The organism is Streptomyces sp. NPDC025651, assembly GCF_055558735.1.
This window is the reverse complement of record NZ_JBVHLZ010000008.1, coordinates 199796-223731: the sequence shown is the minus strand read 5'-3', so window position 1 is coordinate 223731 and position 23936 is coordinate 199796. Positions and strand designations below refer to the sequence as shown.

23 protein-coding genes are annotated in these 23936 nt (G+C 72.6%); 8 read left to right on the top strand and 15 right to left on the bottom strand.

The window, feature by feature from the left end; translation table 11 throughout:
* The 4 genes from ACZ4D5_RS27485 (at window position 1) to pssA (ending at window position 3405) form a co-directional block, all read left to right on the top strand.
* Window positions 1-528, top strand: coding sequence for a MaoC family dehydratase (locus ACZ4D5_RS27485; protein ID WP_467775085.1), 528 nt, complete (start codon window positions 1-3; stop codon window positions 526-528).
* Window positions 529-532: 4 nt separating this feature from the next.
* Complete coding sequence (locus tag ACZ4D5_RS27480) at window positions 533-1738, top strand: acyl-CoA dehydrogenase family protein (protein ID WP_467775084.1); 1206 nt, start codon at window positions 533-535, stop codon at window positions 1736-1738.
* A gap of 169 nt (window positions 1739-1907) precedes the next feature.
* A complete protein-coding gene (locus ACZ4D5_RS27475) occupies window positions 1908-2564 on the top strand; it encodes a phosphatidylserine decarboxylase (RefSeq protein ID WP_362325603.1) in 657 nt (218 codons plus the stop codon).
* Complete coding sequence (gene pssA, locus ACZ4D5_RS27470; RefSeq protein ID WP_362325600.1) at window positions 2551-3405, top strand: CDP-diacylglycerol--serine O-phosphatidyltransferase; 855 nt, start codon at window positions 2551-2553, stop codon at window positions 3403-3405. Before ACZ4D5_RS27475 ends, pssA begins: the two co-directional genes overlap by 14 nt.
* Window positions 3406-3546: 141 nt before the next feature.
* Here pssA and ACZ4D5_RS27465 read toward each other — a convergent pair whose 3' ends face one another.
* Genes ACZ4D5_RS27465 through ACZ4D5_RS27445 form a run of 5 tightly spaced genes read right to left on the bottom strand, consistent with a single transcriptional unit; the run spans window position 3547 to window position 8530 of the window.
* Entirely contained in the window at window positions 3547-4803 is a 1257-nt protein-coding gene (locus ACZ4D5_RS27465; RefSeq protein ID WP_467775340.1) for an ABC transporter substrate-binding protein, read from the bottom strand.
* Window positions 4804-4844: 41 nt separating this feature from the next.
* Window positions 4845-5951, bottom strand: a complete 1107-nt coding sequence (locus tag ACZ4D5_RS27460; RefSeq protein ID WP_467775083.1) for a branched-chain amino acid ABC transporter permease — start codon at window positions 5949-5951, stop codon at window positions 4845-4847.
* Window positions 5944-6834 carry a branched-chain amino acid ABC transporter permease gene (locus ACZ4D5_RS27455; protein ID WP_467775082.1) on the bottom strand — a complete coding sequence of 297 codons (891 nt, stop codon included), beginning with the start codon at window positions 6832-6834 and terminating at the stop codon, window positions 5944-5946. The genes ACZ4D5_RS27460 and ACZ4D5_RS27455 overlap by 8 nt, the downstream gene beginning before the upstream one ends.
* Window positions 6831-7721, bottom strand: a complete 891-nt coding sequence (locus ACZ4D5_RS27450) for an ABC transporter ATP-binding protein (protein WP_467775081.1) — start codon at window positions 7719-7721, stop codon at window positions 6831-6833. The genes ACZ4D5_RS27455 and ACZ4D5_RS27450 overlap by 4 nt, the downstream gene beginning before the upstream one ends.
* Window positions 7718-8530 (bottom strand): ABC transporter ATP-binding protein, encoded by an 813-nt coding sequence (locus tag ACZ4D5_RS27445; RefSeq protein WP_467775080.1) that lies wholly within the window; start codon window positions 8528-8530, stop codon window positions 7718-7720. Before ACZ4D5_RS27445 ends, ACZ4D5_RS27450 begins: the two co-directional genes overlap by 4 nt.
* 262 nt (window positions 8531-8792) lie before the next feature.
* Between ACZ4D5_RS27445 and ACZ4D5_RS27440 the strand changes: the two genes are divergently transcribed.
* Complete coding sequence (locus ACZ4D5_RS27440; RefSeq protein ID WP_467775079.1) at window positions 8793-10037, top strand: PucR family transcriptional regulator; 1245 nt, start codon at window positions 8793-8795, stop codon at window positions 10035-10037.
* A gap of 30 nt (window positions 10038-10067) precedes the next feature.
* Here the strand turns inward: ACZ4D5_RS27440 and ACZ4D5_RS27435 are convergent, their stop codons facing one another.
* The 3 genes from ACZ4D5_RS27435 to ACZ4D5_RS27425 all read right to left on the bottom strand — a co-directional run bounded on the left by ACZ4D5_RS27435 (window position 10068) and on the right by ACZ4D5_RS27425 (window position 12949).
* On the bottom strand, window positions 10068-10823 hold the full coding sequence (locus ACZ4D5_RS27435; RefSeq protein ID WP_467775078.1) for a bestrophin-like domain: 756 nt from the start codon (window positions 10821-10823) through the stop codon (window positions 10068-10070).
* Window positions 10820-11410: a hypothetical protein gene (locus tag ACZ4D5_RS27430; protein ID WP_467775077.1), complete on the bottom strand. Its 591-nt coding sequence runs from the start codon at window positions 11408-11410 to the stop codon at window positions 10820-10822. The genes ACZ4D5_RS27435 and ACZ4D5_RS27430 overlap by 4 nt, the downstream gene beginning before the upstream one ends.
* A gap of 417 nt (window positions 11411-11827) precedes the next feature.
* Window positions 11828-12949, bottom strand: coding sequence for a glycerate kinase family protein (locus tag ACZ4D5_RS27425; protein WP_467775339.1), 1122 nt, complete (start codon window positions 12947-12949; stop codon window positions 11828-11830).
* A gap of 241 nt (window positions 12950-13190) precedes the next feature.
* On the opposite strand from ACZ4D5_RS27425, the gene ACZ4D5_RS27420 reads away from it, so the two are divergent.
* On the top strand, window positions 13191-14915 hold the full coding sequence (locus tag ACZ4D5_RS27420; RefSeq protein ID WP_467775076.1) for a BCCT family transporter: 1725 nt from the start codon (window positions 13191-13193) through the stop codon (window positions 14913-14915).
* A 74-nt stretch (window positions 14916-14989) separates the two neighbouring features.
* Here the strand turns inward: ACZ4D5_RS27420 and ACZ4D5_RS27415 are convergent, their stop codons facing one another.
* The gene (locus ACZ4D5_RS27415) at window positions 14990-15208 is read right to left on the bottom strand and encodes a hypothetical protein (protein ID WP_467775075.1); all 219 of its coding nucleotides are present in this window, start codon (window positions 15206-15208) and stop codon (window positions 14990-14992) included.
* Window positions 15209-15321: 113 nt separating this feature from the next.
* On the opposite strand from ACZ4D5_RS27415, the gene ACZ4D5_RS27410 reads away from it, so the two are divergent.
* A complete protein-coding gene (locus tag ACZ4D5_RS27410; protein ID WP_467775074.1) occupies window positions 15322-16410 on the top strand; it encodes an ADP-ribosylglycohydrolase family protein in 1089 nt (362 codons plus the stop codon).
* A gap of 19 nt (window positions 16411-16429) precedes the next feature.
* On the top strand, window positions 16430-16930 hold the full coding sequence (locus ACZ4D5_RS27405) for an NUDIX domain-containing protein (protein ID WP_467775073.1): 501 nt from the start codon (window positions 16430-16432) through the stop codon (window positions 16928-16930).
* Between the two features lie 30 nt (window positions 16931-16960).
* Here ACZ4D5_RS27405 and ACZ4D5_RS27400 read toward each other — a convergent pair whose 3' ends face one another.
* From ACZ4D5_RS27400 to ACZ4D5_RS27375, 6 genes are all read right to left on the bottom strand, one after another.
* Complete coding sequence (locus ACZ4D5_RS27400; protein WP_467775072.1) at window positions 16961-17464, bottom strand: methylated-DNA--[protein]-cysteine S-methyltransferase; 504 nt, start codon at window positions 17462-17464, stop codon at window positions 16961-16963.
* 80 nt (window positions 17465-17544) lie between these two features.
* Window positions 17545-19041, bottom strand: coding sequence for an AlkA N-terminal domain-containing protein (locus ACZ4D5_RS27395; protein WP_467775071.1), 1497 nt, complete (start codon window positions 19039-19041; stop codon window positions 17545-17547).
* A gap of 92 nt (window positions 19042-19133) precedes the next feature.
* Window positions 19134-19661: an O-acetyl-ADP-ribose deacetylase gene (locus tag ACZ4D5_RS27390; protein WP_467775070.1), complete on the bottom strand. Its 528-nt coding sequence runs from the start codon at window positions 19659-19661 to the stop codon at window positions 19134-19136.
* Window positions 19658-21070, bottom strand: a complete 1413-nt coding sequence (locus tag ACZ4D5_RS27385) for a phytoene desaturase family protein (RefSeq protein ID WP_467775069.1) — start codon at window positions 21068-21070, stop codon at window positions 19658-19660. The genes ACZ4D5_RS27390 and ACZ4D5_RS27385 overlap by 4 nt, the downstream gene beginning before the upstream one ends.
* A gap of 89 nt (window positions 21071-21159) precedes the next feature.
* Window positions 21160-21987 (bottom strand): inositol monophosphatase family protein, encoded by an 828-nt coding sequence (locus tag ACZ4D5_RS27380; protein WP_467775068.1) that lies wholly within the window; start codon window positions 21985-21987, stop codon window positions 21160-21162.
* Between the two features lie 92 nt (window positions 21988-22079).
* Window positions 22080-23927 carry a gamma-glutamyltransferase family protein gene (locus ACZ4D5_RS27375; protein WP_467775067.1) on the bottom strand — a complete coding sequence of 616 codons (1848 nt, stop codon included), beginning with the start codon at window positions 23925-23927 and terminating at the stop codon, window positions 22080-22082.
* Window positions 23928-23936 lie beyond the last annotated feature (9 nt).

Genomic DNA, 23936 nt, shown 5'->3' with positions numbered 1-23936 from the left:
ATGCAGTTCGGCCGCACTTACGAAGAGTTCGAGATCGGCGCCGTGTACAAGCACTGGCCCGGCAAGACGGTCACCGAGTACGACGACCACCTCTTCTGTCTGCTCACCATGAACCACCACCCCCTCCACATGGACACCAACTATGCGGAGAAGACGACGGACTTCGGGAAGAACGTCGTCGTGGGCAACTACATCTACTCGCTGCTCCTCGGCATGTCCGTCCCCGACGTCTCCGGCAAGGCCATCGCCAACCTGGAGATCGAGTCGCTCAAGCACGTGGCGCCGACCTTCCACGGCGACACGATCTACGGCGAGACGACGGTCCTCGACAAGACCCCCTCGAAGTCCAAGTCGGACCGCGGGATCGTCCACGTGGAGACCAAGGGCTACAAGCAGGACGGCACGCTCGTCTGCGTGTTCCGCCGCAAGGTGATGGTGCCCACCGAGACGTACGTCAAGGAGCGCGGCGGCGAACAGCCCGGCCGCCCCACGCCCTTGAACGTCGCAGCCAAGTCCCAGGAGAAGTGACCCCATGAGCCGACTCGCGCAGACCGCCGGTCTCACCGACATTCAGCAGGAGATCCTCTCCACCGTCCGGGACTTCGTCGACAAGGAGATCATTCCTGTCGCGACGGAGCTGGAGCACCGTGACGAGTACCCGCAGCAGATCGTCGACGGCCTCAAGGAACTGGGCCTCTTCGGCCTGATGATCCCGGAGGAGTACGGCGGCCTGGGCGAGTCGCTGCTCACCTACGCGCTGTGCGTCGAGGAGATAGCGCGTGGCTGGATGTCGGTCTCCGGCATCATCAACACCCACTTCATCGTCGCCTACATGCTCAAGCAGCACGGCACGCAGGAGCAGAAGGAGACCTTCCTGCCGCGCATGGCGGCCGGCGAGGTGCGCGGCGCGTTCTCGATGTCGGAGCCGGGGCTCGGCTCCGATGTGTCGGCCATCACATCGAAGGGCGTCAAGGACGGGGACGAGTACGTCCTCAACGGCCAGAAGATGTGGTTGACGAACGGCGGCACCTCCACTTTGGTGGCCGTCCTGTGCCGAAGTGACGAAGGACACCCCGAGGGTACGGCGCCGCACAAGTCGATGACCACCTTCCTCGTCGAGAAGGAGCCCGGCTTCGGAGAGGTCCGCCCCGGCCTCACCATCCCCGGCAAGATCGACAAGATGGGTTACAAGGGCGTCGACACGACCGAACTCATCATGGACGGGCTGCGAATTCCGGCCAATCGCGTACTCGGCGGCGTCACGGGCCGTGGGTTTTACCAAATGATGGACGGTGTCGAAGTCGGCCGCGTCAATGTCGCGGCGCGTGGCTGCGGCGTCGCTCAGCGTGCATTTGAGCTCGGTGTCTCATATGCCCAGCAACGTCACACTTTTGGGAAGCCGATCGCCCAGCACCAGGCCATCCAGTTCAAGCTGGCCGAGATGGCTACCAAGGTCGAGGCCGCCCATGCGATGATGGTGAATGCAGCTCGCAAAAAGGACTCCGGGGAACGAAACGACCTCGAAGCAGGGATGGCGAAGTACCTCGCCTCCGAGTACTGCAAAGAAGTCGTGGAGGACGCGTTCCGGATTCACGGCGGTTACGGCTTCTCGAAGGAGTACGAGATCGAGCGCCTCTACAGGGAGGCTCCGATGCTGCTGATCGGTGAAGGTACCGCCGAGATCCAGAAAATGATCATTGGTCGTCGACTGCTCGAAGAGTATCGATTCCAGGGCTGAATGCCCGGTTTGGGGTGTTTTCTTCGCGAAGAAGATCACACCCTGTCAACACTCTTCGGCCGCCGACTCGGCTTCCTGGCTTGCCCAGTTGTGGCTCGCAACCGATAGCATCCGGAGAAAGCCGCCGTCCCCCGTTCATGCGCGGCATCATCCGCTACGAAGGTCATCCATGCCCCACAGCCAAACCTCTGCACCACGCGACGGCATTCTTAAGGGACGCCTTGCTCGCGGAGCATCGCCGTGGCTCCTGCCGACCGTCGCCACCGCGGCACTCAGCCTCGCCCGCGCGCGCCGCTCCAAGGGCGCCGCGGCCGTTGCCGTACCCGCCACCGCTCTGGCGGCGGGCATGCTGTGGTTCTTCCGCGACCCCGAGCGCGAGATCGCTCAGGGCCGGGTCATCTCCCCCGCCGACGGCGTGGTGCAGAGCATCATGCCGTGGAAGGACGGGCGTACCCGCGTCGCCATCTTCATGAGCCCGTTGAACGTCCACGTCAACCGCGCGCCCCTCGCGGGCACGGTGACGTCCGTGGAGCACGTGCCCGGCGGGTTCGTGCCGGCGTTCAACAAGGAGAGCGAGAACAACGAGCGCGTTGTCTGGCACTTCGACACCGAGCTCGGCGACATCGAGATGATCCAGATCGCGGGCGCGGTGGCGCGGCGCATCGTGCCGTACGTGCCGCAGGGTTCGAAGGTGGAGCAAGGCGAACGGATCGGCCTGATCCGCTTCGGCTCCCGCGTCGACATCTACCTCCCCGAGGGTGTCGAAGTGGACGTCGAGGTGGGTCAGAAGACCGTGGCTGGGGTGACTCGAATTGACCGTGGTTGATCCGGAGACGCAGGCCGGCTGGGTGCCGGAGGCGGCGGAGGACGAGGCCGAGGAGGAGATGCCTCTGTCACTGCGCCTCTCAATAGCGGACACCCTCACGCTCGGTAACGCCACGTGCGGGTTCATGGCGGTGTACTTCACCACCACGGGCATCCTCATCCCGCATCTGCAGGGCAGCGAGGAAACCGGCATGGCGCGGCACTCCGCCGCGACCACCGTGATCCTGATGCTCTGCGCGGCCGTCTTCGACCTCTTCGACGGCCTCGTGGCCCGCAAGCTGCGGTCCTCGCCGATGGGCGCGGAGCTGGACAACCTCTCGGACCTGATCAGCTTCGGTCTCGCCCCCGCGTACTTCGTCCTCGTCTACGGCATGGTCGCGAACGACGCGCATCAGCGGGTGGCGGCGGTCGGCGCGATCGTGGTGCTCCTGGCGGTGGTGCTGCGGCTTGCGCGGTTCTCGTGCGTGACCGTGAAGGACGGCACCTTCCAGGGCATGCCATCGCCCTTCGGTGCCCTCACGGTCGTCTCGATCGTGCTCCTGGAGCTGCCCTTCTGGGCGACGCTCCTCGCGATCGTCGGCACGGCGTGGCTCATGGTCAGCCGGGTCGAGTACCCCAAGCCGCGGGGTCCCCTCGCGGTGGCCATGCTCTCGTGGATCGTCGCGGCCATGGGGCTGCTCGCGGCCTGGGCGTTCGACGCCCCGGGCGGCCTGCTGCTCCTGCAGACCGGCTGCGCGCTCCAGGTCGTCCTCGGCGCGGTGATCCCCCTCTTCGCCACGGCCCGACGGGTGAACAACTTCCGCGACAACCGTCGCGAGGCGCGGGCGGCACAGCTTCCCTAGCTTGCGCACCTCGCCCCTGAGGGCCCGGACCACACGGTCCGGGCCCTCTGTGCGTCGCCAGGAGGTCGCACGTGGCCGGATTCACCACCCCGCGCGCTGCGAAGCGCCCTGGCGCCCCGCGCGACGAGCGTCGCCGCTGACTCACTCCCCCGCCGTGTACCCCCGCGCGGCGTCGGCGGCGCCCGGTGCGCGGACGACCTTCATGCCGCCCGTCGCCTTCCTGTCCGGCTTGAGGATCACGCTCTCCTTGGATGACGGCGCCTTGGGGTCGGTGAAGTCCTGGGTGACGCCGAAGCCCGAGTCGAAGTCGTCGATCGTCAGCAGGGCCTTGTCCACGCCCTCACGCGTGAGGTCCTTGTCCTCGCAGGCCTTCTTCAGGGCCTCGCCGAAGACCGAGGCCGCCGTCCAGCCCGCGACGACGCCGTTGTCGAGGGAGTCGTCCGGGTGGGCCTTCTTGTAGTCGGCGACGAGCTTCTTGGCCGCCGCCGTGTCCGCGCCGATGGGCAGGGTGGGCGAGGCGACGTAGTAGTTCTTCTGCAGGGCGGGGCCCGACTGGGTGGCCAGGAGCTGCGGGGCGAACGCCGAGTTGTTGCCGATGACCGGGACGTCGAAGCGGCCGGCCGCGGCGACGCCGACGAGGGAGGCGGCCTGGCGGGGGCCCGCGCTGATCACGACGGCCTTGACGCCGGCCTTCTTCAGGGCGGAGACCTGCGCGGTCATGTCGTTGTCGGTCGGTTTGATCTTCTGCTCGACGACGGTGAGGCCCGCGTCGTCGGCCATGTGCCTCGAGCCCTTGAGGGCGCTCTCGCCGTAGTCGCCCTCGAAGTAGACGTGGCCGAGCTTGTCGCCCTTCTTGAGGCCCTTCTCCTTCATCAGGAAGTCGATCGCGTTGATCGTCTCCAGGTCGTACGTGGATCCGATGACGCGCACGTACGGGCTGCCCAGGAGGTTCGCCGACCAGGCCTGCGGCAGGACGAGGCCCTTGTTGGCGTCGACGCGCTTCTCGACGGCGGCGACGAACGGGGAGCCGATGAACTGGGCGAAGCCGAGAACCTTCGGCTCCAGTTCGGTGTACGCGGCGACGGCCTTCTGCGGGTCGTAGCCGTGGTCGCGGACGGTGAGCTTCAGCTTGCGGCCGCAGATGCCGCCGTCCGCGTTGACCTGGTCGACGTAGAGCTGCTGGGCCTGGGTGACGCTCTTGCCGAGGGTGGCGTAGACGCCGGTCATGTCGGTGAGCACGCCGAGTTCGATGGTCTCGCTCGTCACGCCGTCACCGGTCTTCACCCCTCCCGCGCCCTTGTCGCCGTCGTCGTTCTTCGCCTTGGAGCTGCACGCGGTGAGCGCGAGGAGCGCGGCGAGGGCGGTGACGGCCGCCGTGGCCCTGACCGTTGTGTTCATGCGCTTCGTGTTCATGCGCTTCGTGTTCATGCGCTTGGTGTTCATGCTTCCTCCCCTGGAGTGCCTGGACGTGGCCTGCCCTGCCGGGCGGCGATCCTCGCCAGGCCGCCGGGCAGGAAGAGCACCACCGCCACGACGGCGGCGCCGTACAGATACCGCGATGCCTCGCCCGGTGAGATGCCGCCGGTGCCGGGCGCCGAGACGAGGGGCAGCGCGTCGCTGTACCGGGTGAGGAGCTGAGGCAGCAGGGAGACGAGGGCGGCGCCCGCGACGGCGCCCGCGACCGAGCCGAGGCCGCCGATCACGATCATGGCGAGGTATTCGAGGGAGAGCGTCATGCCGAAGTAGTCGGGCACGGTGCGCTGGAAGACCAGGGCGAGCAGCACCCCGGCCAGGCCCGCGTACATCGACGACAGGACGAAGACGCCCGCCCGGTAGCGGGCCACCGGCACACCCATGACGCCGGCGGCGACGCGGTGGTCGCGGATCGCGTTCATGGCGCGTCCGGGGCGGCCGCGCAGCACGCCCCGGGCGAAGAGGCCGCAGGCCAGGAGCGACACCAGACCGGCGTACCAGAGCTTCTCCGCGGAGCCGAAGGGCACGGCGGCGACGAGGACCTCGCTGTCGTCGAAGGCGACGCCGAAGAGGTTCAGGGGCGGTACGTCGCGCCCGTTGGAGCCGCCCGTCAGGTCGTGCGCGTTGAAGAGCACGTGCTGCCCGATGAAGATCAGCGCGAGCGTCGCGATGCCGAGGTAGGCGCCGCGCAGGCGTCCGGCGATGGGGCTGAAGAGGCCGCCCGCGAGTCCGGCGGCGGCCACGGCGAGGGTGGCGGCGAGCCAGGTCGGCAGGCCGAGCCCGGTCAGCCCGTCACCGCCGTCCGCGGCCAGGACGCAGTATCCGTACGCCCCGATCGCGAGGAAGAAGGCGTGCCCCATGGAGAGTTGGCCGGTCGCGCCGGTCAGGAGGTTGATGCCGATGGCGCCGATGGCGGCGGCCATGGCGAACAGGCCCGCCTGGAGCCAGAAGCGGTCGAGGTAGAAGGGCACGGCGAGCAGCACGGTCGCCGCTGCGGCCCACGCGTAGCCGCGGCGGCGCTTGAGGAGCGTACGGCCCAGGGAGCGGGCGGAGCGGGCGACGACGTCAGACACGGGCGAGCTCCTTGGTGCCGAAGAGCCCGGCGGGCCGCACGAGCAGGATGGCGGTCATGACGAGGTACGGCGCGAGGTCGCCCAAGCCGCGCCCCAGGAAGGTGAGTTCGCTCTGGTAGCCGGTGGCGAGGGACTCCGTCACGCCCACCACGAGTCCGCCGACGAGGGCGCCCGTGGTGGAGTCGAGGCCGCCGAGGATGGCGGCGGGGAACGCCTTCAACGCGGCCAGGGAGGTGGCGCGTTCGAGGCCGGGTGTCGGGAAGACGGTGAGGAACAGCGCGGCCACGGCGGCGAGCGCGCCCGCCACCGCCCACGCGCCGAGCGAGACCCTGCCCAGGCGCACGCCCATCAGCGCGGCGGTCTCGGGGCTCTCGGCGGCGGCCCGCATGGCCACGCCCCAGGAGGTGTAGCGGAAGGCGAGCAGGAAGGCGGTGATGAGCAGCGCCGCCGCGACGAACGCGGCGATGCGGGTGTGGGCGAGGGAGAGGGGTCCGACGGTGAGCACGTCGTCGCCCCACGGGTCGCCGAGCGGCAGGACGTCCGTGCCGAGGCGGCGGGTGAGTTCGGTGGTCAGCAGGATGTCGACGCCGATGGTGACGATGGCGAGCACGCTGTGGTCCGCGCCCCGGTAGCGCCGCATGACCAGGAACTCGACGGCGGCGCCGACCACGGCGGCGCCCGCGATGCCGACGAGCAGCGCCGCCCAGAAGCCGAGGTCGTCGTGGAGGGACGCGGTGATGTAGCCACCGGCCAGGAGCAGCGAGGCGTGGGCGAAGTTCACCACCTCGGTGGCGCGGAAGATGACGACGAAGCCGAGGGCGATGAGGGCGTAGACGGACCCCAACGAGAGTCCGTTGAGGAGGAGTTCGGTGAAGGTGGTCATGGACGGGCCTCCCCTTCGCCGGGCCGTGTGCCGCCGGACCGGCCGCCCTCGCCTTCCTCGGGGCCCGGGCCGCCGGACCGATCGCCCTCCCCCAGGTACGCCCGCACCACCGCCGGGTCGTTCTGGACGTCCGCCGGGGCGCCGTCGGCGATGCGGCGTCCGAAGTCGAGTACGGTCACCGCGTCCGCGAGCCGCATCACCACCCCCATGTCGTGTTCCACCAGGACGATCGAGATGCCGAGGCTGTCGCGGACGCCCGCGATCACGGCCGCGGTGCGGCGCCGTTCGTCGGCGGTCATGCCCGCGACCGGCTCGTCGAGGAGCAGCAGGCGCGGCTCCATGCACAGGGCGCGGGCGAGCTCGGCGAGTTTCTGCTGGCCGTAGGGCAAGGCGCCCGCGGGCAGGTCGAGTTGGCGCTCCAGGCCGACGAACGCGGCGATCTCGCGGACGCGTTCGCGGTGGCGGCGCTCCTCGCGGGCCGCCGAGGGCAGCCGGAGGCCCGCGGCCACGAACCCGGTGCGGGTGAGGCGGTGGCGGCCCAGGAGCAGGCTGTCGGCGACGGTGGCGCGCGGCGGCAGGGCGAGGTTCTGGAAGATCCGGGCGACGCCGAGCTCCGCGATGCGGTGCGGACGCATGCCGGTGAGCTCGTGGGCGCCGAAGCGGACGCTGCCGCCGGTGGCGCGGTAGACGCCGGACAGGACGTTGAAGCAGGTGGACTTGCCCGCGCCGTTGGGCCCGATGACGGCGTGCACGGTGCCGGGGCGGACGGTGAAGCTGACGGCGTCGAGTGCGGTGAGCCCGGCGAAGCGGACGGTCAACTCACGCACTTCCAGGGGCGGTACGGCCGTCCGCACCTTCGGCGACGGGTAGGGCGCTCGGTCGCTCATGCCCCGCCCTCCCAGCGCGGCAGTACCGGCAGCTCGCCCAGGCCCCGCGAGGCGTCGGCCGCCGCGTCCTCGTCGACCACCCCGAGGTAGCGCCGGCGCACCTCGTCGGAGGCGGCGAGCTCGTCCGCGGGCCCCGACAGGGCGACTTCACCGACGTCGAGGACGTACGCGGTGGAGGCGAGCCGCAGCGCGAGGGCGGCGTTCTGCTCGACGAGGAGCACCGAGGTGCCCTGGGCGTTGATCTCCCGGACGGTGTCGGCGATCCGCGCCGCCATCAACGGCGCGAGCCCCAGGGAGGGTTCGTCGAGCAGGAGCAGGCGCGGGGAGGCCATCAGCGCCCTGCCCACCGCGAGCATCTGCTGCTCGCCGCCGGAGAGCAGCCCGGCCCGCTGGGCGCCCCGCTCGGCGAGGACCGGGAAGAGGCCGTGGACGCGCCGCAGGGCCTGTGCCTTGGCGGCGCGCGAACCGGTGGAGCCGAGGGCGCCCGCCCGCAGGTTGTCGGCGACCGTCATGCGGGCGAACACCCGTCTCCCCTCGGGTACGTGGGAGATCCCGGCGGCCACTACCCGGTCCGGCGCGAGGGCGTCGATGCGCCGGCCCGCGAAGTGGACGGTGCCCGAGGTGAGCCTGCCGCCCTGGAAGGAGAGGGTGCGCGAGACGGCGCGCAGGAGCGTCGACTTGCCCGCGCCGTTGCCGCCGAGCACGGCGACGACCGCGCCGTCCGGCAGGTCGAGCGAGACCCGGCGCAGGGCGCGCACGGGACCGTAGCCGACCGACACGTCCCGTACGACGAGTCCGGATCCGTCCACGTACCAACCCCCTTGTCCCGCACGGCCGTCCGCCGTCGCGTGGCGCTCACCCCAGCACCGCGGGAGGGGCCCGTCCACGGGCAGTGGACGAAACGCTGCGGGAGACCAGCGGGGGCGCTCCGCCGTTGTGCACGCGCACAACACCGCGTGTCAGGGGCCTGTCGGAGGGGGCCGGGCAGTGGCATCCTCCGCACCAACGACGTCCGGACGACCGGCCGACGACGCCCCGGAGGCGTCCTGGAGCGCAGCTGCGGGGGGATCCATGACCGGGCCCAAGAACGGGCGCAGGCCTCGGACCGGGCACGACTGGAAGCTCCTCAAGGAGGCGTGCACGGCGCTGCTCCCGCGCCTGCCCGAGCTGGTCGACGAGCATCTGCGGCAGCTCACGGAGCACTCGCCGGTGTACGGCCGCGTCCTGCCGTACGACCTGCAGTGGCGGGAGGCCGAGGAGGCCATGCGCATCGGCATCGAGACGATCTCGGCTCCGCGGGCCTCGCCGCGCCGCGACCTGGAGTACGCGGAGGAGGCGGGGCGACGCCGGGCCCAACAGGGGCTTCCGCTGGACCTGTTGGTGCACTCGTACCGCAACGCGGGCTATCTGGTGTGGGATTCGCTCCTGGAGGGCGTGGCGGGCAAGGACCCCGAGAAGCTGCGGGTCCTGATGCGCTCGGCGACGATGGTGTGGTCGGCGGTGGACGCGCAGGTGGCGGTGGCGTCCGACGCGTACCGCGCGACGGAGCTTGAGCTGCGCCGGCGCACCGACGAGCAGCTGCAGGCGCTGCTCGACGCCCTTCTGGAGGGCCGGTCGGCGCCGGGCCTCGCGGCGCGCGCGGCGGCCGGGCTCGACCTGCCCGAGCACGGCCCGTACGCGGTGGTGGTCCTGCGCGCGGACCGGCGCGACGGGCGCGAGGCGTTCCACCGGCAGATCCAGCGGGGCGGGTTCCGTTTCATCTGGCGGATGCGGACGGACTGCGAGGTCGGCGTGGTCGCGCTCGGCACGGCGGGCGGTGAGCCGGGGAGCGGCCCGGTCGGCCTGGACGACCTCGCCCGGCTGCTCGACGGGCGCTGCCCGGGGCCCGGCGGCATCAGCCCCGTGGTCGGCGGCCTGGCGGAACTGGGCCGTGCGCGGCGGCTCGCGGAGCTTGCGCTGCGCACCTGCCCGCCGGGCGCGACCGGCATCGTACGCCTGGACCAGCGGATGCCGACGGCCCTGGTGGTGAGCCAGCCGGAGCTTGCGGAGCACTTGGTGGCGGGGGTGCTCGGCGAGGTCCTCGCCCTCGAACCGGCGGACAGGGCCGTGCTGTTGGAGACGTTGGACGCGTGGCTGGCCTGCGAGGGGTCCGCGGGGCGGGCGGCCGGGCGGCTGTACTGCCACCGCAACACGGTGTTCAACCGCCTGCGCCGCCTTGAGCAGTTGACGGCGCGTTCGCTCGCGCGGCCGCGGGACCTGGTGGAGGTGGCGCTGGCGGTGGAGGCGCACCGGCTGTGCCGGGGGGCGCGCCCGTGATGACCGAACGCGCCCTGTGGGCAGGGGTTTTCAGGTGGAGAGCAGATCCTGGAAGACACCGGCCGACTCCGTCGCGGACCTGCCGAAGGGCGCGTCGAAGTTCCAGACGAGGAAGAGCAGGAAGGCGATCAGCGCGCTGAAGGTCCCGGCGAGCAGCAACTCCCTGGCGGAGCGCCTGATCTGCAGGGTGAAGATGAGGCCCACCGTGACGAGCGCCCCGACGACCAGGCCGAACCAGACCACGCCGGGGAGCGTCTCCTCCGCGTTGTCGGCCCTGGCCCTGCGCGCCTCGTCGGCGGCGGCCACCTGGTCGAGCAGCGGCTGGTAGGTCTGGGCCTCCAGTTCACTGGCGGGTGTGCGCCCGGCGATGTCGCGGCGCAGCGTGTCGAGCAACTCGGTTCCCCGGTCGGTGAGTTGGTGCTGCTCGATCATGAGCGGCCACTCGACGGCGGTCACGTGCCGGGTGTACCGCCGCACGTCTTCCTGAATGCGCCGCTCCGCGTCGGCCGGGTAGATCTGCGCGCGCCTGGTGATCTCGTGCAGCGCCTGGGCCTCCTGGCGGGCGCCGTCCTCGGCGGCGCCGCGGGCCTCCCAGACGCCGGCGATGGCGAGGCCGAGGACGATCGCGTACACGACGCCGACCATCATCACCATGTACTCGATGACGTCGGGCGTCTGGCTGGGGTCGTCGTCCGCGGGCACGCGGCGGTGCCTGATCACGGTCACGGTCAGAACGACCGCGCAGGCCAGCGCCATGGCGACGCCGAGGACGAGCCATTCCGTCACGAAGGGCCTCCGGAAGAGGAGTTGGGGCGGGATCGGGTGCCTGAGGAGCCGGCCGCGGCGGAGCGCGACCGCGGCCGCAGCAGGGCCGCGGCGAGCACGGCGGGGGTGGTGACGACCATCGTGGTGGTGACCACGGACCGCCCGCCCTCGCGCTCCCGCTCGGCGGCCGCGTGGTACGGCGGCGCGGTGAAGGAGGGCGGGGGCGGTGGCGAAGCACGGGGCCCGGGCGGCCGGGGTCGCGGCGTGCTCGTCAGGCGTACGGGGATGAGCAGCTCGCGCACGCGGGGCGGGGCCGGGGGTGGGGGCGGTGGTTCCGGCGCGGGGCGGGTGGTCGGCGCGGCACGGGGTGCCGCAGGGCCGGGTGGCACCGGCTCAGGGCGCGGCGGCGAGGCGGTACGCGCCTCGGGACCGGACGCCGGCCGCGGCGCCGGCTCCGCCTCGGCAGGCGCCGACTCCTCCCGGCAGATCTCCACCTGCCCCGACAGCACCACACCGAGCGCCTCGACATGCGCACCGACGGACACGGCTCCCACGGGGCACAGCGTCGCCACCACTCCGAGCCCCCCGAGCTGCGCCCACCCCGTCAAGATCGACTCCTCATCACGTACTGAAGAAACGATCAAGTTCCCGGTTCGATACGGGTGACCGGACGAAGTCCGGGGGGCGGGCGAAGTCCGGGGGGATCGGACGAAGTCCCGGGGGGGGGGACGGGCGAAGTCCCGGGAGGATGAGCGAAGTCCGGGCTGATCGGACGAAGCCCCCCCCGGGGGGGGCGGTCGGCCACGAGGCCCCGAGGGTGGGGCGGGCGGTCAGACGCAGCTCGGCCGCCACCGAGCCCAGCCCCTCAGCACCCACGGCCGCCCCCGGCCCCGCGGCCGGACAGGCGGCGCGGCCGGGCCGAGGCACCACCGAGCGGAAGCACCACCAGGCCGAGGCATCACCGAGCGGAAGCACCACCGAGCCGAGGCGCCGCCAAGCCGAGACGCCGCCCCGCCCAGCCGAGGTCAGTTCAGGAAGTCCCTGGCGATGCGTTCCGCCACCGTTTCCAGGATCGGGCCCGCCTCCGCGATGCAGCGGGTCACGTCCGGCTCCACGTCCGTGAGGGCGTACGCGCGGCGGATTCCCGCCTTGCCGAGGGTCTCCGGGGGCAGGGCCAGGCGGCCGCAGACCGCGACCACCTCGACGCCGGCGGCCCTGGCCGCGGCGGCCACGCCTGCCGGGGCCTTGCCGTGCAGGGTCTGCTCGTCCAATGAGCCCTCGCCCGTGATGACCAGCGTGGCCTTCTCCAGGGCCGGTGCGAAACCGAGGACGTCCAGCATGACCTCGATGCCGGGGCGGAAGCTCGCCCCGAGCCCGACCAGCGCGCCGTACCCGATGCCGCCCGCGGCGCCCGCGCCCGGCGACTGCGCGTACTCGGCGGCCTTGGGGCCGACGGACTTCTCCAGGACCGCGGCGAAGTGCGCGAGGGCCGCGTCCAGGGCCGCGACGTCCTCGGGGGACGCGCCCTTCTGCGGGCCGTAGACGGCGGGGGCGCCCTTCGGTCCGGTCAGCGGGTTGTCGACGTCGCTGGCGAGGACCAGCTCGATGTCCTTCAGGCGGGGGTCCAGGCCCGAGAGGTCGGCGCTCGCCAGGTCCTTCAGCGGGCCGCCGCCGGGCGCGACGGACTCGCCGTCCGCGTCCAGGAAGCGCGCGCCGAGCGCGGCCAGCATGCCCGCGCCACCGTCGGTCGTGGCGCTGCCGCCGACGCCGAAGACGATCGTGCGGGCCCCCGCGTCGAGCGCGGCGAGGATCAGCTCCCCGGAGCCGTACGTCGTCGCGGTGAGCGGCGCGAAGACGCCATCGGGGAGCAGCTGGAGGCCCGAGGCCTCGGCCATCTCCACCACGGCGGTGCCGTCCTTGAGCGCGTACGCCGCCGTCACCTCGTCACCGGTCGGCCCCGTGACGCGGACCTCCCGGCGCTCGAAGCCGCCCGCGACGGCCGCGGCGACCGTGCCGTCACCGCCGTCGGCGACCGGCAGCGCCTCGACCGACACGTCGGGGGCGCCCCTGCGCAGCCCGGCCGTCACCCGCTCGGCGACCTGCACGGCCGTGAGCGACCCCTTGAACTTGTCCGCGGCGATGAGCACGTGCTGCGCCTGTCCGCGCGGCGCCCCCGCGCCCCGAACCTGCGTCTGCCGCTCGCTTCCCGCCGTCCCTGCAGCGTCCGCCACCTTGCATTCCCCTTGCTTTCCGGGCCTTGCTCGCGTCAAGGCAGTCGCGCCGCTGCGACCATAACCGCAGACGGGGCCCCCTGCCCATGGTCAGCTGGAGCATGAGACGGCGCGCCCCTCCCAAAAGTCCCCCCATATCGCTCCATAGTGGTGCGCCATGAGCACGGAAATGATCGATCAGCCCCAGCCCGGCGAGGGCCCACCGGGCCCTCCGTCGACCGGTCACGACCGCGAGCACGGCTCGCCCCCGGACGGCACCCCCGACTTCGCGGTCGTCGGCATCGGCGTGGCCGCCGTCCTCGGCGTGGTCGCCTGGGCGGCGCTCGGCAAGAAGTCCTTCGAGAAGGCCTCCGACACCGCGCTCGCCTGGGTCCTGGACAACTTCGCCTGGCTCTTCGTGATCGCCGCGGACGTCTTCCTCGTCCTGTGCGTGTTCCTCGCGCTCAGCCGCTTCGGCCGGATCAGGCTCGGCAAGGACGACTCCGAGCCGGAGTTCACCAACCTCGCGTGGATCGCGATGATGTTCAGCGCGGGCATGGGCATCGGCCTGATGTTCTACGGCGTCGGGGAGCCGCTCACCCACTACCTCGACCCTCCCCCGTCCTCGCCCGCCGATCCCCGCACCGGCGCCGCCGCCCGCACCGCCCTCGAGTACTCCTTCTTCCACTGGACGCTGACCCCCTGGGCGATCTACGGCATCGCCGGCCTCGCCCTCGCCTACGCGGGCTTTCGCAAGGGCCGCGGCAACCGCCTCAGCTCGGTGTTCGTACCGCTCATCGGCGCCCGCCGCGCGGCGGCCTGGCCGGGCCGGGTCATCGACCTGCTCGCGGTCTTCGCCACCGTCTTCGGCACCGCGACCAGCCTCGGCGTCGGCGCGCTGCAGGTCGCCACGGGCCTCAACCTCACGACGGGCGTGGAGAGTTCCACCACCCTCCAGCTGATCATCATCGTGTCGCTCGGCGCCGCCTTCGTGGTCTCCGCGTTCTCCGGGGTGCACAAGGGCGTGAAGTGGCTCAGCACCCTCAACATCATGCTGGCCGCCTGCCTGATGCTGTTCGTCTTCGTCCTCGGTCCGACCGTCTACGTCCTGGACGCGATCCCCGCGAGCGTCGGCGGCTATCTCCACCAGCTGCTCCCGATGGCCTCGCGCACCGGCGCCTTCACCGACAGCTCCTGGCTCGGCGCCTGGACGATCTTCTACTGGGCGTGGTGGCTTTCGTGGGCGCCGTTCGTCGGCACGTTCATCGCCCGCATCTCCCACGGCCGCACGATCCGCGAGTTCCTGATCGGCGTCCTGCTCGTGCCGAGCGGCGCCACCGTCGTCTGGTTCTGCGTGATGGGCGGCACCGGCATCCGCCTCGACGCCACCGGCAAGGTCGACATGGCGGAGAAGGTCAAGGAGGGCGCCGAGGCCTCGCTCTTCGCGATGCTGGACGCGCTGCCGCTGGGCACGGTCACGTCCTGGGTCGCGATGATCCTCGTCATGACGTACTTCGTCACGAGCGCCGACTCCGCCTCGCTGGTGATGGGCTCCCTCAGCAGCCGCGGCTCGCTCCACCCGCCCACCTGGCTGGTCGTCACCTGGGGCGTCCTGATGGCGGCGGTGGCCGCGGTGCTCCTGGTCGCGGGCGGCCTGAACTCCCTGCAGAGCGCGACGATCCTGGTGGCACTGCCGTTCGTGGTGGTGATGCTGACGCTGTGCTGGGCGCTGTTCAAGGAGCTGCGCGAGGACCCGGGCGCGGGCCCCGCGCGCGGCCACGCGCTGCACGGGCTGCGGGACGCGGTGCGCACGATGGTCGGCGACGCGATCACCGAGCAGACCCCCGACCGGCACCGCCGGCTGCGACGGATCGTCAGATCCCGCAGCCAGGACGGCGACTGAGCGGATCGTTTCCGGAAGACGCTCGTTTCCGGAAGACGGCCGAGCCGCTCGCTTTCCGGCGGCGACCGCGCCGCTCACTTCCCCGGGCGGCCGCCGGTACGGGAGTCGTACAGCTGGTGGATGGTCTTGCTGCCGTCCCCCACCGGCACGCTGATGTGCTCCAGGACGTCCTCCAGGAGGTCGATGTCCCCGGTGCGCACCAGCGGATCGGGCCCCGCCGCGTGGGCGGGGCCCGTCGCCGACAGCACACCGAGGACCGCGGCCGCCATCACCGTCGTCGTACGTCGCCTCATCCGCACTCCCAGTCCGACCGAACTCTGCCGAAAACACGACAAACGTCTCATGCGTCGCGCCACGTCGACGCCGGGGCCGCGCGGAATCGCCCCGAATTCGGTAGACCGGACGCATGACCTCCACGACCCCCGCGGGCACGGGACCCAGCGACGCCGCTCTCGCCGACCGCGTGCTCGGCGGCTGGCTCGGCAGGATCGCGGGCAACATGCTCGGCAAGCCGGTGGAGCGCGGCGACCACTGGACCCGCGACCGCATCGACCGCTATCTCAGGCGCACGGACGCACTGCCCCTCACCGACTACCTGCCCGAACCCCCCGAAGACTGCGGCGAGTTCGAGCTGCGCCCCGAGTGGCCCCGGTGCGTACGCGGCCGGATCCACGGCAGCTGCCGCGACGACGACGTCGACTACGCGGTCCTCGGTCTGCACCTCCTGGAGACCCACGGCTTCGCGTTCACGACCGAGCAGGTCGGCGGCCTGTGGCTGCTGCGGCTGCCGTATCTGCAGACGTTCACGGCGGAGCGGGTCGCGTACCGCAACCTCGCGAACGGGCTGCGGCCGCCGCTCACGGCGACGTACGAGAACGCGTACCAGGAGTACATCGGGGCGCTGATCCGGGCGGACATCTTCGGCTGGACCTCGCCCGGCGAACCGCGCCGCGCCGCCGCGCTCGCCCGCCGCGACGCCGTGCTCTCCCACACGGGCAACGGCGTCTACGGCGCGATGTGGGCGGCGGCCCTGATCGCGGCGGCGTTCACCGCGGGATCCGCGCGCGATGCGGTGGACGCGGCGCTCACGGTGATCCCCGCGAGCTCCCGCCTCGCCCGCACGGTCCGGCGCGTGACCTCGCTGCACGAGGCGGGGCTCGGCTGGGAGGACACGCTCACCGCCCTGGCCGAGGAGACGGCGGGCCTCGGCTGGATCCACGTCGTGCCGAACGCCGCCGTCCTGACCGCCGGGCTCCTGTACGGCGAGGGCGACTTCACCCGCACCATCGCCCTGACGGTCCGCGGCGGCCTGGACACCGACTCCAACGGCGCGACGGCGGGCTCGGTGGCGGGCGTCCTGTGCGGCGCGCCGGCGATCGGGCCCCAGTGGACCGACCCCCTGGAGGACCGGATCAGCAGTGCGGTGTTCGGCTTCGACGGGGTGCGGATCAGCGAACTGGCGGAGCGCACCCTGGAGTTGATCGATGCCCCATGACCGGGGCTACGCTTCCAGGGTGACCACTCAGGATTTCGCCACGTACATCGCGGGCCTCCCCCGCGTCCTCGTCGGGGCCGCCGCGCTCTTCCGCGACGCGGAGGGCCGGGTCCTGCTCGTCGAGCCCAACTACCGCGAGGGCTGGGCGCTGCCCGGCGGGACCGTCGAGTCGGACGACGGCGAGACGCCGCGGCAGGGGGCGCGCAGGGAGACGCTCGAGGAGATCGGGCTCGACGTCGCGCTCGGTCCGCTGCTCGCGGTCGACTGGGTGCCGCCGGGGCCCGTGCGGCCGCGGCCGCCGCTGGTGGCCTACCTGTACGACGGCGGGGTCCTGGACACCGAACGGCTGAAGTCGATCAGACTCCAGGAGGAGGAGCTGATCTCCTGGCGCCTGGTGGCCCCCGCGGACCTCACGGAGTACCTGCCCGACGAGCTGGGCCGCCGGGTGGCCGCCGGGCTCGACGTGCTGACGCGGGGCGGCGGGCCGGCGGAGCTGGAGGACGGGTACCGGGTCGGCTGACACCCGCCCCCTGCCGCTGTGGACCGGCCGCTAGAACAGCACGTCCTCGCCGCCGCTCGCCCTCGCGCCCTCGAACGCCAGCAGCCGCCGCTTGCGGTCGAGGCCGCCGCCGTAGCCCGTCAGGCTGCCGCCCGCGCCGATGACGCGGTGGCAGGGGACGATGACGCCGATCGGGTTCTTGCCGTTGGCGAGGCCCACCGCGCGTGAGGCGCTGGGCTTGCCGAGGGCCTCGGCGAGCTCTCCGTACGTACGGATCTCGCCGTAGGGGATCTGCTGGAGCTCGTGCCAGACCGTGCGCTGGAACGGCGTGCCGTCCAGCCGCAGCGGCAGGTCGAACTCCGTCAACTCCCCGGCGAAATAGGCCTCCAGCTGACGGATCGCCTCGCCGAACGGCGCCGGGTCGGGGGCGCCGAAGCTCTCCTGCGGCGGGCGGTGGCGCTGCTCGGTCATGTAGAGGCCGCTGAGGACGCCGTCGGTGGCGACGAGCGTGAGCGGCCCGTAGGGGCTGTCGATGAGGGTGTGCAGACGTTCCATCAGTGCTGTCCCTTGATGTTCTTTGACGTTCCTTGACGTTTCCCGGAGTTCCGTGCGCGGCGCCTCTCGCGCGATGCCTCTCACGCGGGGATGAAGTTGATCGGGTGGTCGTCGATGGCCCACAGGTACTGGACCGCGTACGCGCGCCAGGGCCGCCAGGCCGCGGCGCGGGCGGTGAGCGCCGCGGGGGTGTGCGGCAGGCCCGACTCCTGGGCCGCGCGCCGGATGCCGAGGTCCGAGGGGAGGAACGCGTCCGGGTCGCCGAGCGCCCGCATCGCGATGACCTCGACCGTCCAGGGGCCGAAGCCGGGCAGTGCGGCGAGGCGGGCGCGGGTCTCGTCCCAGCCGCTCTCCACGCCGAGCCGGAGGCTGCCGTCGGCGAGATGACGTACGAGCGTCGTCAGGGTGGCGCGGCGGCTGCGGGGCAGGGCGAGGGACTCCGGGTCGAGCGCGGCCAGCTCCCTCGGGGTCGGGAAGAGGTGGGTGAGGCCGCCCTCGGGGTCCTCGACCGGGCGGCCGTGCGCGGTCACGAGGCGTGCGGCGTGGGTGCGGGCCGCGGCCGTGGAGACCTGCTGGCCGAGGACGGCGCGCACGGCGAACTCGGCCTCGTCGACCGTGCGCGGCACGCGCCGTCCCGGTGCCTTGTCGACGAGCGGCGCGAGCAGCGGATCGTCCCTCAACTGGCCGTCGACGGCGGCCGGATCGGCGTCCAGGTCGAGCATGCGGCGGCAGCGGCTGATGGCGATGGTGAGATCGCGCAGGTCGGTCAGGCTCAGCCGGCAGCCGATGTGGTCGGGGTGCGGGGTGAGGGCGACGACGCCGTGCCCGTACGGCAGGTTCAGCGTCCGCCGGTAGGCGCCGTCCCGCCACTCCTCGACACCCGGCACGGCGGTCGCGATCAGATGCCCGAAGAGGTTGTCGGGGTTGAGCGGGGCGCGGAACGGCAGCCGCAGCGACAGGACGCCGCCCGCGGCTGCGGAGGGCGCGGCTGCGGAGGGCGCTGCTCCCGCCTGCCGGGGCGCGCGGGCCCGCAGCTCTTTGGGGGCGAGCGCGAAGACCTCGCGCACCGTGTCGTTGAAGGTGCGGATCGAGGAGAACCCCGCGGCGAAGGCGATCTCCGCCATGGGCAGCGCGGTCGTCTCGACGAGCAGCCGCGCGGTCTGCGCGCGCTGGGCGCGGGCGAGCGCGAGCGGCCCGGCGCCCAGCTCGGCGAGCAGCTGGCGCTCGACCTGCCGGGTGCTGTAGCCGAGGCGGGTCGCGAGGCCGGGCACACCGTCGCGGTCGACGACGCCGTCGGCGATCAGACGCATGGCGCGGGCCACGAGGTCGGCCCGCTGGTTCCACTCCGGGGAGCCGGGGCTGCTGTCGGGGCGGCACCGCTTGCAGGCCCGGAATCCGGCCTGCTGGCAGGCGGCGGCGCTCGGGTAGAACGTCATGTTCTCGGCCTTGGGCGGCACGACCGGGCAGCTGGGGCGGCAGTAGATCCGCGTGGTGACGACCGCGGTGAAGAACCAGCCGTCGAAGCGGGCGTCCTTCGACTGAACGGCGCGTACACAGCGCTCTGTGTCGGTGTGCATGCCCTCAAGCATCGTGGATCCCGCCCGGCGGGGCTGGCGAGAATCCGACATCAACCTCGCGCGACCTGGAGGGCCCCGCGCCCCCCCTCCCGCTACCCCTGTGCGGCGACCTCGGCGGCGAACGCGTCATGGGCGTCCTTGCCGAAGAGCACGAACCGCACCTCGTCGAAGAGCGCGGGGTCGGCGGCCTCCCGCACGGTGTGCACGGCGATGCGGGCGGCGTCGTCGAGCGGCCAGCGGTAGACGCCGGTGGAGATGGCGGGGAAGGCGACGGTGCGCGCCCCGAGCTCGGCGGCGACGCGCAGCGCCTCGCGGTGGCAGGAGATCAGCAGCTCGGAGCGGTCCTCGGTGGCCGACCAGACGGGGCCCACGGTGTGGATGACGTGCTCGGCGGCGAGGCGCCCGGCGGTGGTGGCGACGGCCTGTCCGGTGGCGAGGCCCTTGCCGTAGTGCCCGGCGCGCAGGCGGCGGCAGTCGGCGAGGATGTCGGGCCCGCCCTTGCGGTGGATGGCGCCGTCGACGCCCCCGCCGCCGAGGAGCGAGGAGTTCGCGGCGTTCACGACGGCGTCGGCACGCTGTTCGGTGATGTCGCCCTGGACGACGGTGATGGCAACGGTCATGACTGGCTCCTGAGCCGCTTCCAGACGGCCTTCGCGGCGTTGTGCCCGGACATGCCGTGTACGCCGGGGCCCGGCGGGGTGGCGGACGAGCAGAGGAAGACGGCCGGGTGCTTGGTGGCGTACGGGAAGAGGGAGAGCTTGGGGCGCAGGAGCAGCTGCAGTCCGCTCGCGGCGCCGCAGGCGATGTCGCCGCCCACGTAGTTGGCGTTGCGCGCGGCGAGTTCGGGCGGGCCCGCGGTGGCGCGGGCGAGGACGCGGTCGCGGAAGCCGGGCGCGAAGCGCTCCAGCTGCCGCTCGATGACGTCGGTCAGGTCGCCCTCCCAGCCGTTCGGGACATGGCCGTACGCCCAGAAGACGTGCTTGCCCTCGGGGGCGCGGGAGGGGTCGACGACGCTGGGCTGCACGGTGATCAGGAACGGCGCGTCGGGCGCCCTGCCCTCGCGCGACGCGGCGTGCAGGGCGGCGCCGATCTCCTTGCTGCTCGCGCCGACCTGCACGGTCCCCGCGACGCGCGGCGCCTGTGCGGTCCAGGGGACCGGGCCGTCCAGTGCGTAGTCGATCTTGAAGGCGCTGGCGCCGTACCGATACCCCTCATAGGCGCGCCCGAGGCCCGCGATCCGGGCGAGCGCGGTCGGTGCGGTGTCGAAGACGTAGGCATGGGCGGGGGGCAGGTCGTCGAGGCGCTTGACCTCGTAGTCCGTGTGGACGGAGCCGCCGAGGTCCTTGAGGTACGCGGTGAGCGCGTCGGAGATCGACTGCGAGCCGCCGCGCGCCACGGGCCAGCCGCGGGCGTGCGCGGCCAGGGCGAAGACCATGCCGACGCCGCCGGTGATGATGCCGTCGAGGGGCGCGATGACGTGGGCGACGAGGCCTGCGAACAGCGCGCGGGCCCGGTCGTCGCGGAAGCGGCGCATCAGCCAGGTCGACGGCGGAAGGCCCGCGAGTCCGAAGCGGGCCAGCGTCACGGGGTCCCGGGGCAGCGAGCTCATCGGCAGCGCCATGAAGTCCCGCAGCAGGGTGTCCCACTTGGGCAGGAAGGGCTCCACGAGGCGTCGGTACGCCCCCGCGTCGCGCGGTCCGAAGGAGGCGGCGGTCTCGGCGACGGAACGGGACAGGACGGCGGCGCTGCCGTCCGGGAAGGGGTGCGCCATGGGCAGCTCGGGCTGGAGCCACTCCAAGCCGTACCTCTCCAGCGGCATGGCGCTGAACGCCGGGGAGTTGACGCCCAGCGGATGGGCGGCGGAGCAGGGGTCGTGCCGGAAGCCGGGCAGCGTCAGCTCCTCCGTGCGCGCCCCGCCTCCCACCGTGCTCCTGGCCTCGAACACGGCCACGGAGAAGCCCCTGCGGGCCAGCTCGACGGCAGCGGTCAGCCCGTTCGGTCCCGCCCCCACGACGACGGCATCAAGCATCGACGGCACCTTCGGACTCCTTTGTCAGCCGATGGCCACTGCCGCCCAGGATAGGACGGGGCACCGACACCCTCCCCGCAGCCCCTCCCTCAGGCGCCCTTCGCGAGCAGGTCGACAACGCGCCGGGCGGTGGCGGCGTCGCGCGCCGCGGTGAACGGCAGGGTGTTGCCCCCGCCGATCCGGAACGGCTCGCCCGTGAGCGTCAGCTCGGCGCCGCCGGCCTCGGCGACGAGCAGCAGCCCCGCGGCGTGGTCCCAGGCCAGCTCCCACGAGAAGGCGACGGCGTCCAACTCCCCCTTGGCGATGGCCAGATACTCAAGGCCCGCCGAACCGCACGGCCGGGGCCGCACGCCGTCCACCCGCAGCCCCAGCAGGGACCGCTTCTGCTCCTCGGTCGTGAAGTCCGGGTGGGAGGTGGCCACTTCGAGGTCCGCGCCGGCCTCCGGGGAACCGGCGAGCAGGCGTCGCCCGTCCAGCCATGCGCCCTTGCCGCGCACCGCCACGGCGCACTCGTCCAGGACGGGGGCGTACGTCCAGGAGGCCTTCACCTCGCCGCCGACGGCGAGGGCGACGAGCATGCAGAAGCCCGGGTCGCCGCGGACGAACTGGCGCGTGCCGTCGACGGGGTCGACGATCCAGACCGGCTCGTCCCCGCGTATCGCCTCGTACGTCGACGGGTCCGCGTGCACCGCTTCCTCGCCGACCACGACCGAGCCCGGCAGGAGGGCCGCGAGGTCGACGGTGAGCTGCTCCTCGGCGCGGCGGTCGGCGACGGTCACCACGTCATGGGGGCCGCTCTTCTCCACGACGTCGCCCTCGGCGAGCTGCCGGAAGCGGGGGGTGACCTCCGCCGCGGCGGCCTTGCGGAGGGCCTCTTCCACGTCGCGCACACCGTGCGTCAGAAAGTCTTCGATCATGCCTCCATGAGAGCACGCCGCACTGACATCCCGTACGACCAGGCCGAACGGCACCTGAACCCTGGGTGAACCCCTGGAGCGGCGGGCACCGGCTAGCGGCCCACCGCGTACCCCTGCATCCCCCGGGGATTCGCCGCCGCCGACAGCAGCCCGCTCCTCGGGTCCCGTGCCACCGCGCACAGGCGGCCCTCCGACCACGGGCCTCCCACCGTCACCTCGTGGCCCCGCCGGCGCAGCTCGTCCACCACCGCCGCGTCCATGCGCGACTCCACCGCGAGGCTGCCGGCCCGCATCCCCCGCGGGTGGAACGAGCCCGGGAACGCCTCCGTGTGCCAGTTGGGGGCGTCGATCGCGCCCTGCAGGTCCAGGCCGCCCCGCACCGCGTCCCGCATGACCACCCCCAGGAAGAAGTGCACCTGCCACTGGTCCTGCTGGTCGCCCCCGGGCGTCCCGAAGGCCATGACCGGCACGCCGTCCTTCAGCGCCAGCGACGGCGTCAGCGTCGTCCGGGGCCGCCTGCCCGGCGTGAGCGAGTTGGGCAGGCCCTCCTCGAGCCACGCCATCTGCAGCCGCGTGCCCAGCGGGAATCCCAGCTCGGGCACGACGGGGTTGGACTGCAGCCATCCTCCGCTCGGCGTGGCGGCGACCATGTTCCCCCAGCGGTCGACGACGTCCAGATGGCAGGTGTCGCCCCGGGTTCCCCCGTCTCCCGCCACCGTGGGCTCCCCCGCACCGGCCGCCGCGTCGAAGCCGACCGTCCCGCCCTCTCCCGAAGCCACCGCGAGCGCGTGTGCGGAGAGCCGCGGCTCGCGCCCGCCCGGCGCCCCGGGCCGCAGCTCGCGCGAGGCCTTGTCCTCGACGAGGCGCCGCCGCAGGGCGTTGTACTCGGGCGAGAGCAACTCCCGTACCGGCACGCCCTCCGCGCCGCCGGGACCCGCGTCCCCGTACCAGGCCTCGCGGTCGGCCATGGCCAACTTGCAGCCCTCGGCCAGGAGATGGACGTACGCGGCGGAGCCGTACGCGGGGAGGTCCGCGACGTCCGGGGGCAGCAGCGCGAGTTGCTGGAGGAAGGCGGGCCCCTGACTCCAGGCCCCGGCCTTGCACAGGGTCCAGCCGTTCCAGTCGTACGTGACGGGGTCCTCGTAGGAGGCGGACCAGCCGCGCAGGTCCGCCGCGCGGAGCGTCCCGACGTGCCGCTCACCGCTCGTGTCCAGCGTGGGCCGCCCGGCCTGCCGTACGAGCGCCTCGGCGATGAACCCGGCGCGCCACACCTCGCGCGCCGCCTCGATCTGCGCGACGCGCAACGCCTCCCCCGACAGGTTCCCGGCACAGGCGTCCGCCTCCGCCTCCCGTATCAGCCGCCGCCACGTCCCGGCGAGCGCGGGGTTGCGGAACAGTTCGCCGGGCCGCGGCGCGCGCCCGCCGGGCAGGTAGACCTCGGCGGAGGACGGCCACTCCCGCTCGAAGAGCTCCCGTACGGTCTCCACGGTCCCGGTGACGCGCTCCACGGGCGCGTGTCCGTCCTGCGCGTACCCGATCGCGTACGTGAGGACGTCGGCGAGCGACTTCGTGCCGTGGTCCCGCAGGAGCAGCATCCACGCGTCGAAGGCCCCGGGCACGGCGGCGGCGAGCGGCCCTGTGCCGGGCACCAGGTCGAGGCCGAGGGAGCGGTAGTGGGCCACGGTGGCACCGGCGGGCGCGCCGCCCTGCCCGCAGAGCACCCGTACGGCGCCGTCGGCGGGGGCGAGGATGATCGGGACCTCGCCCGCGGGGCCGTTGAGGTGCGGTTCGACCACGTGCAGGACGAACCCCGCGGCGACCGCGGCGTCGAAGGCGTTGCCCCCGTCCTCCAGTACGGCCATCGCGGACTGGGAGGCGAGCCAGTGGGTGGACGACACCATGCCGAAGGTGCCCTGCAGTGTGGGACGCGTCGTGAACATGATCCGCAG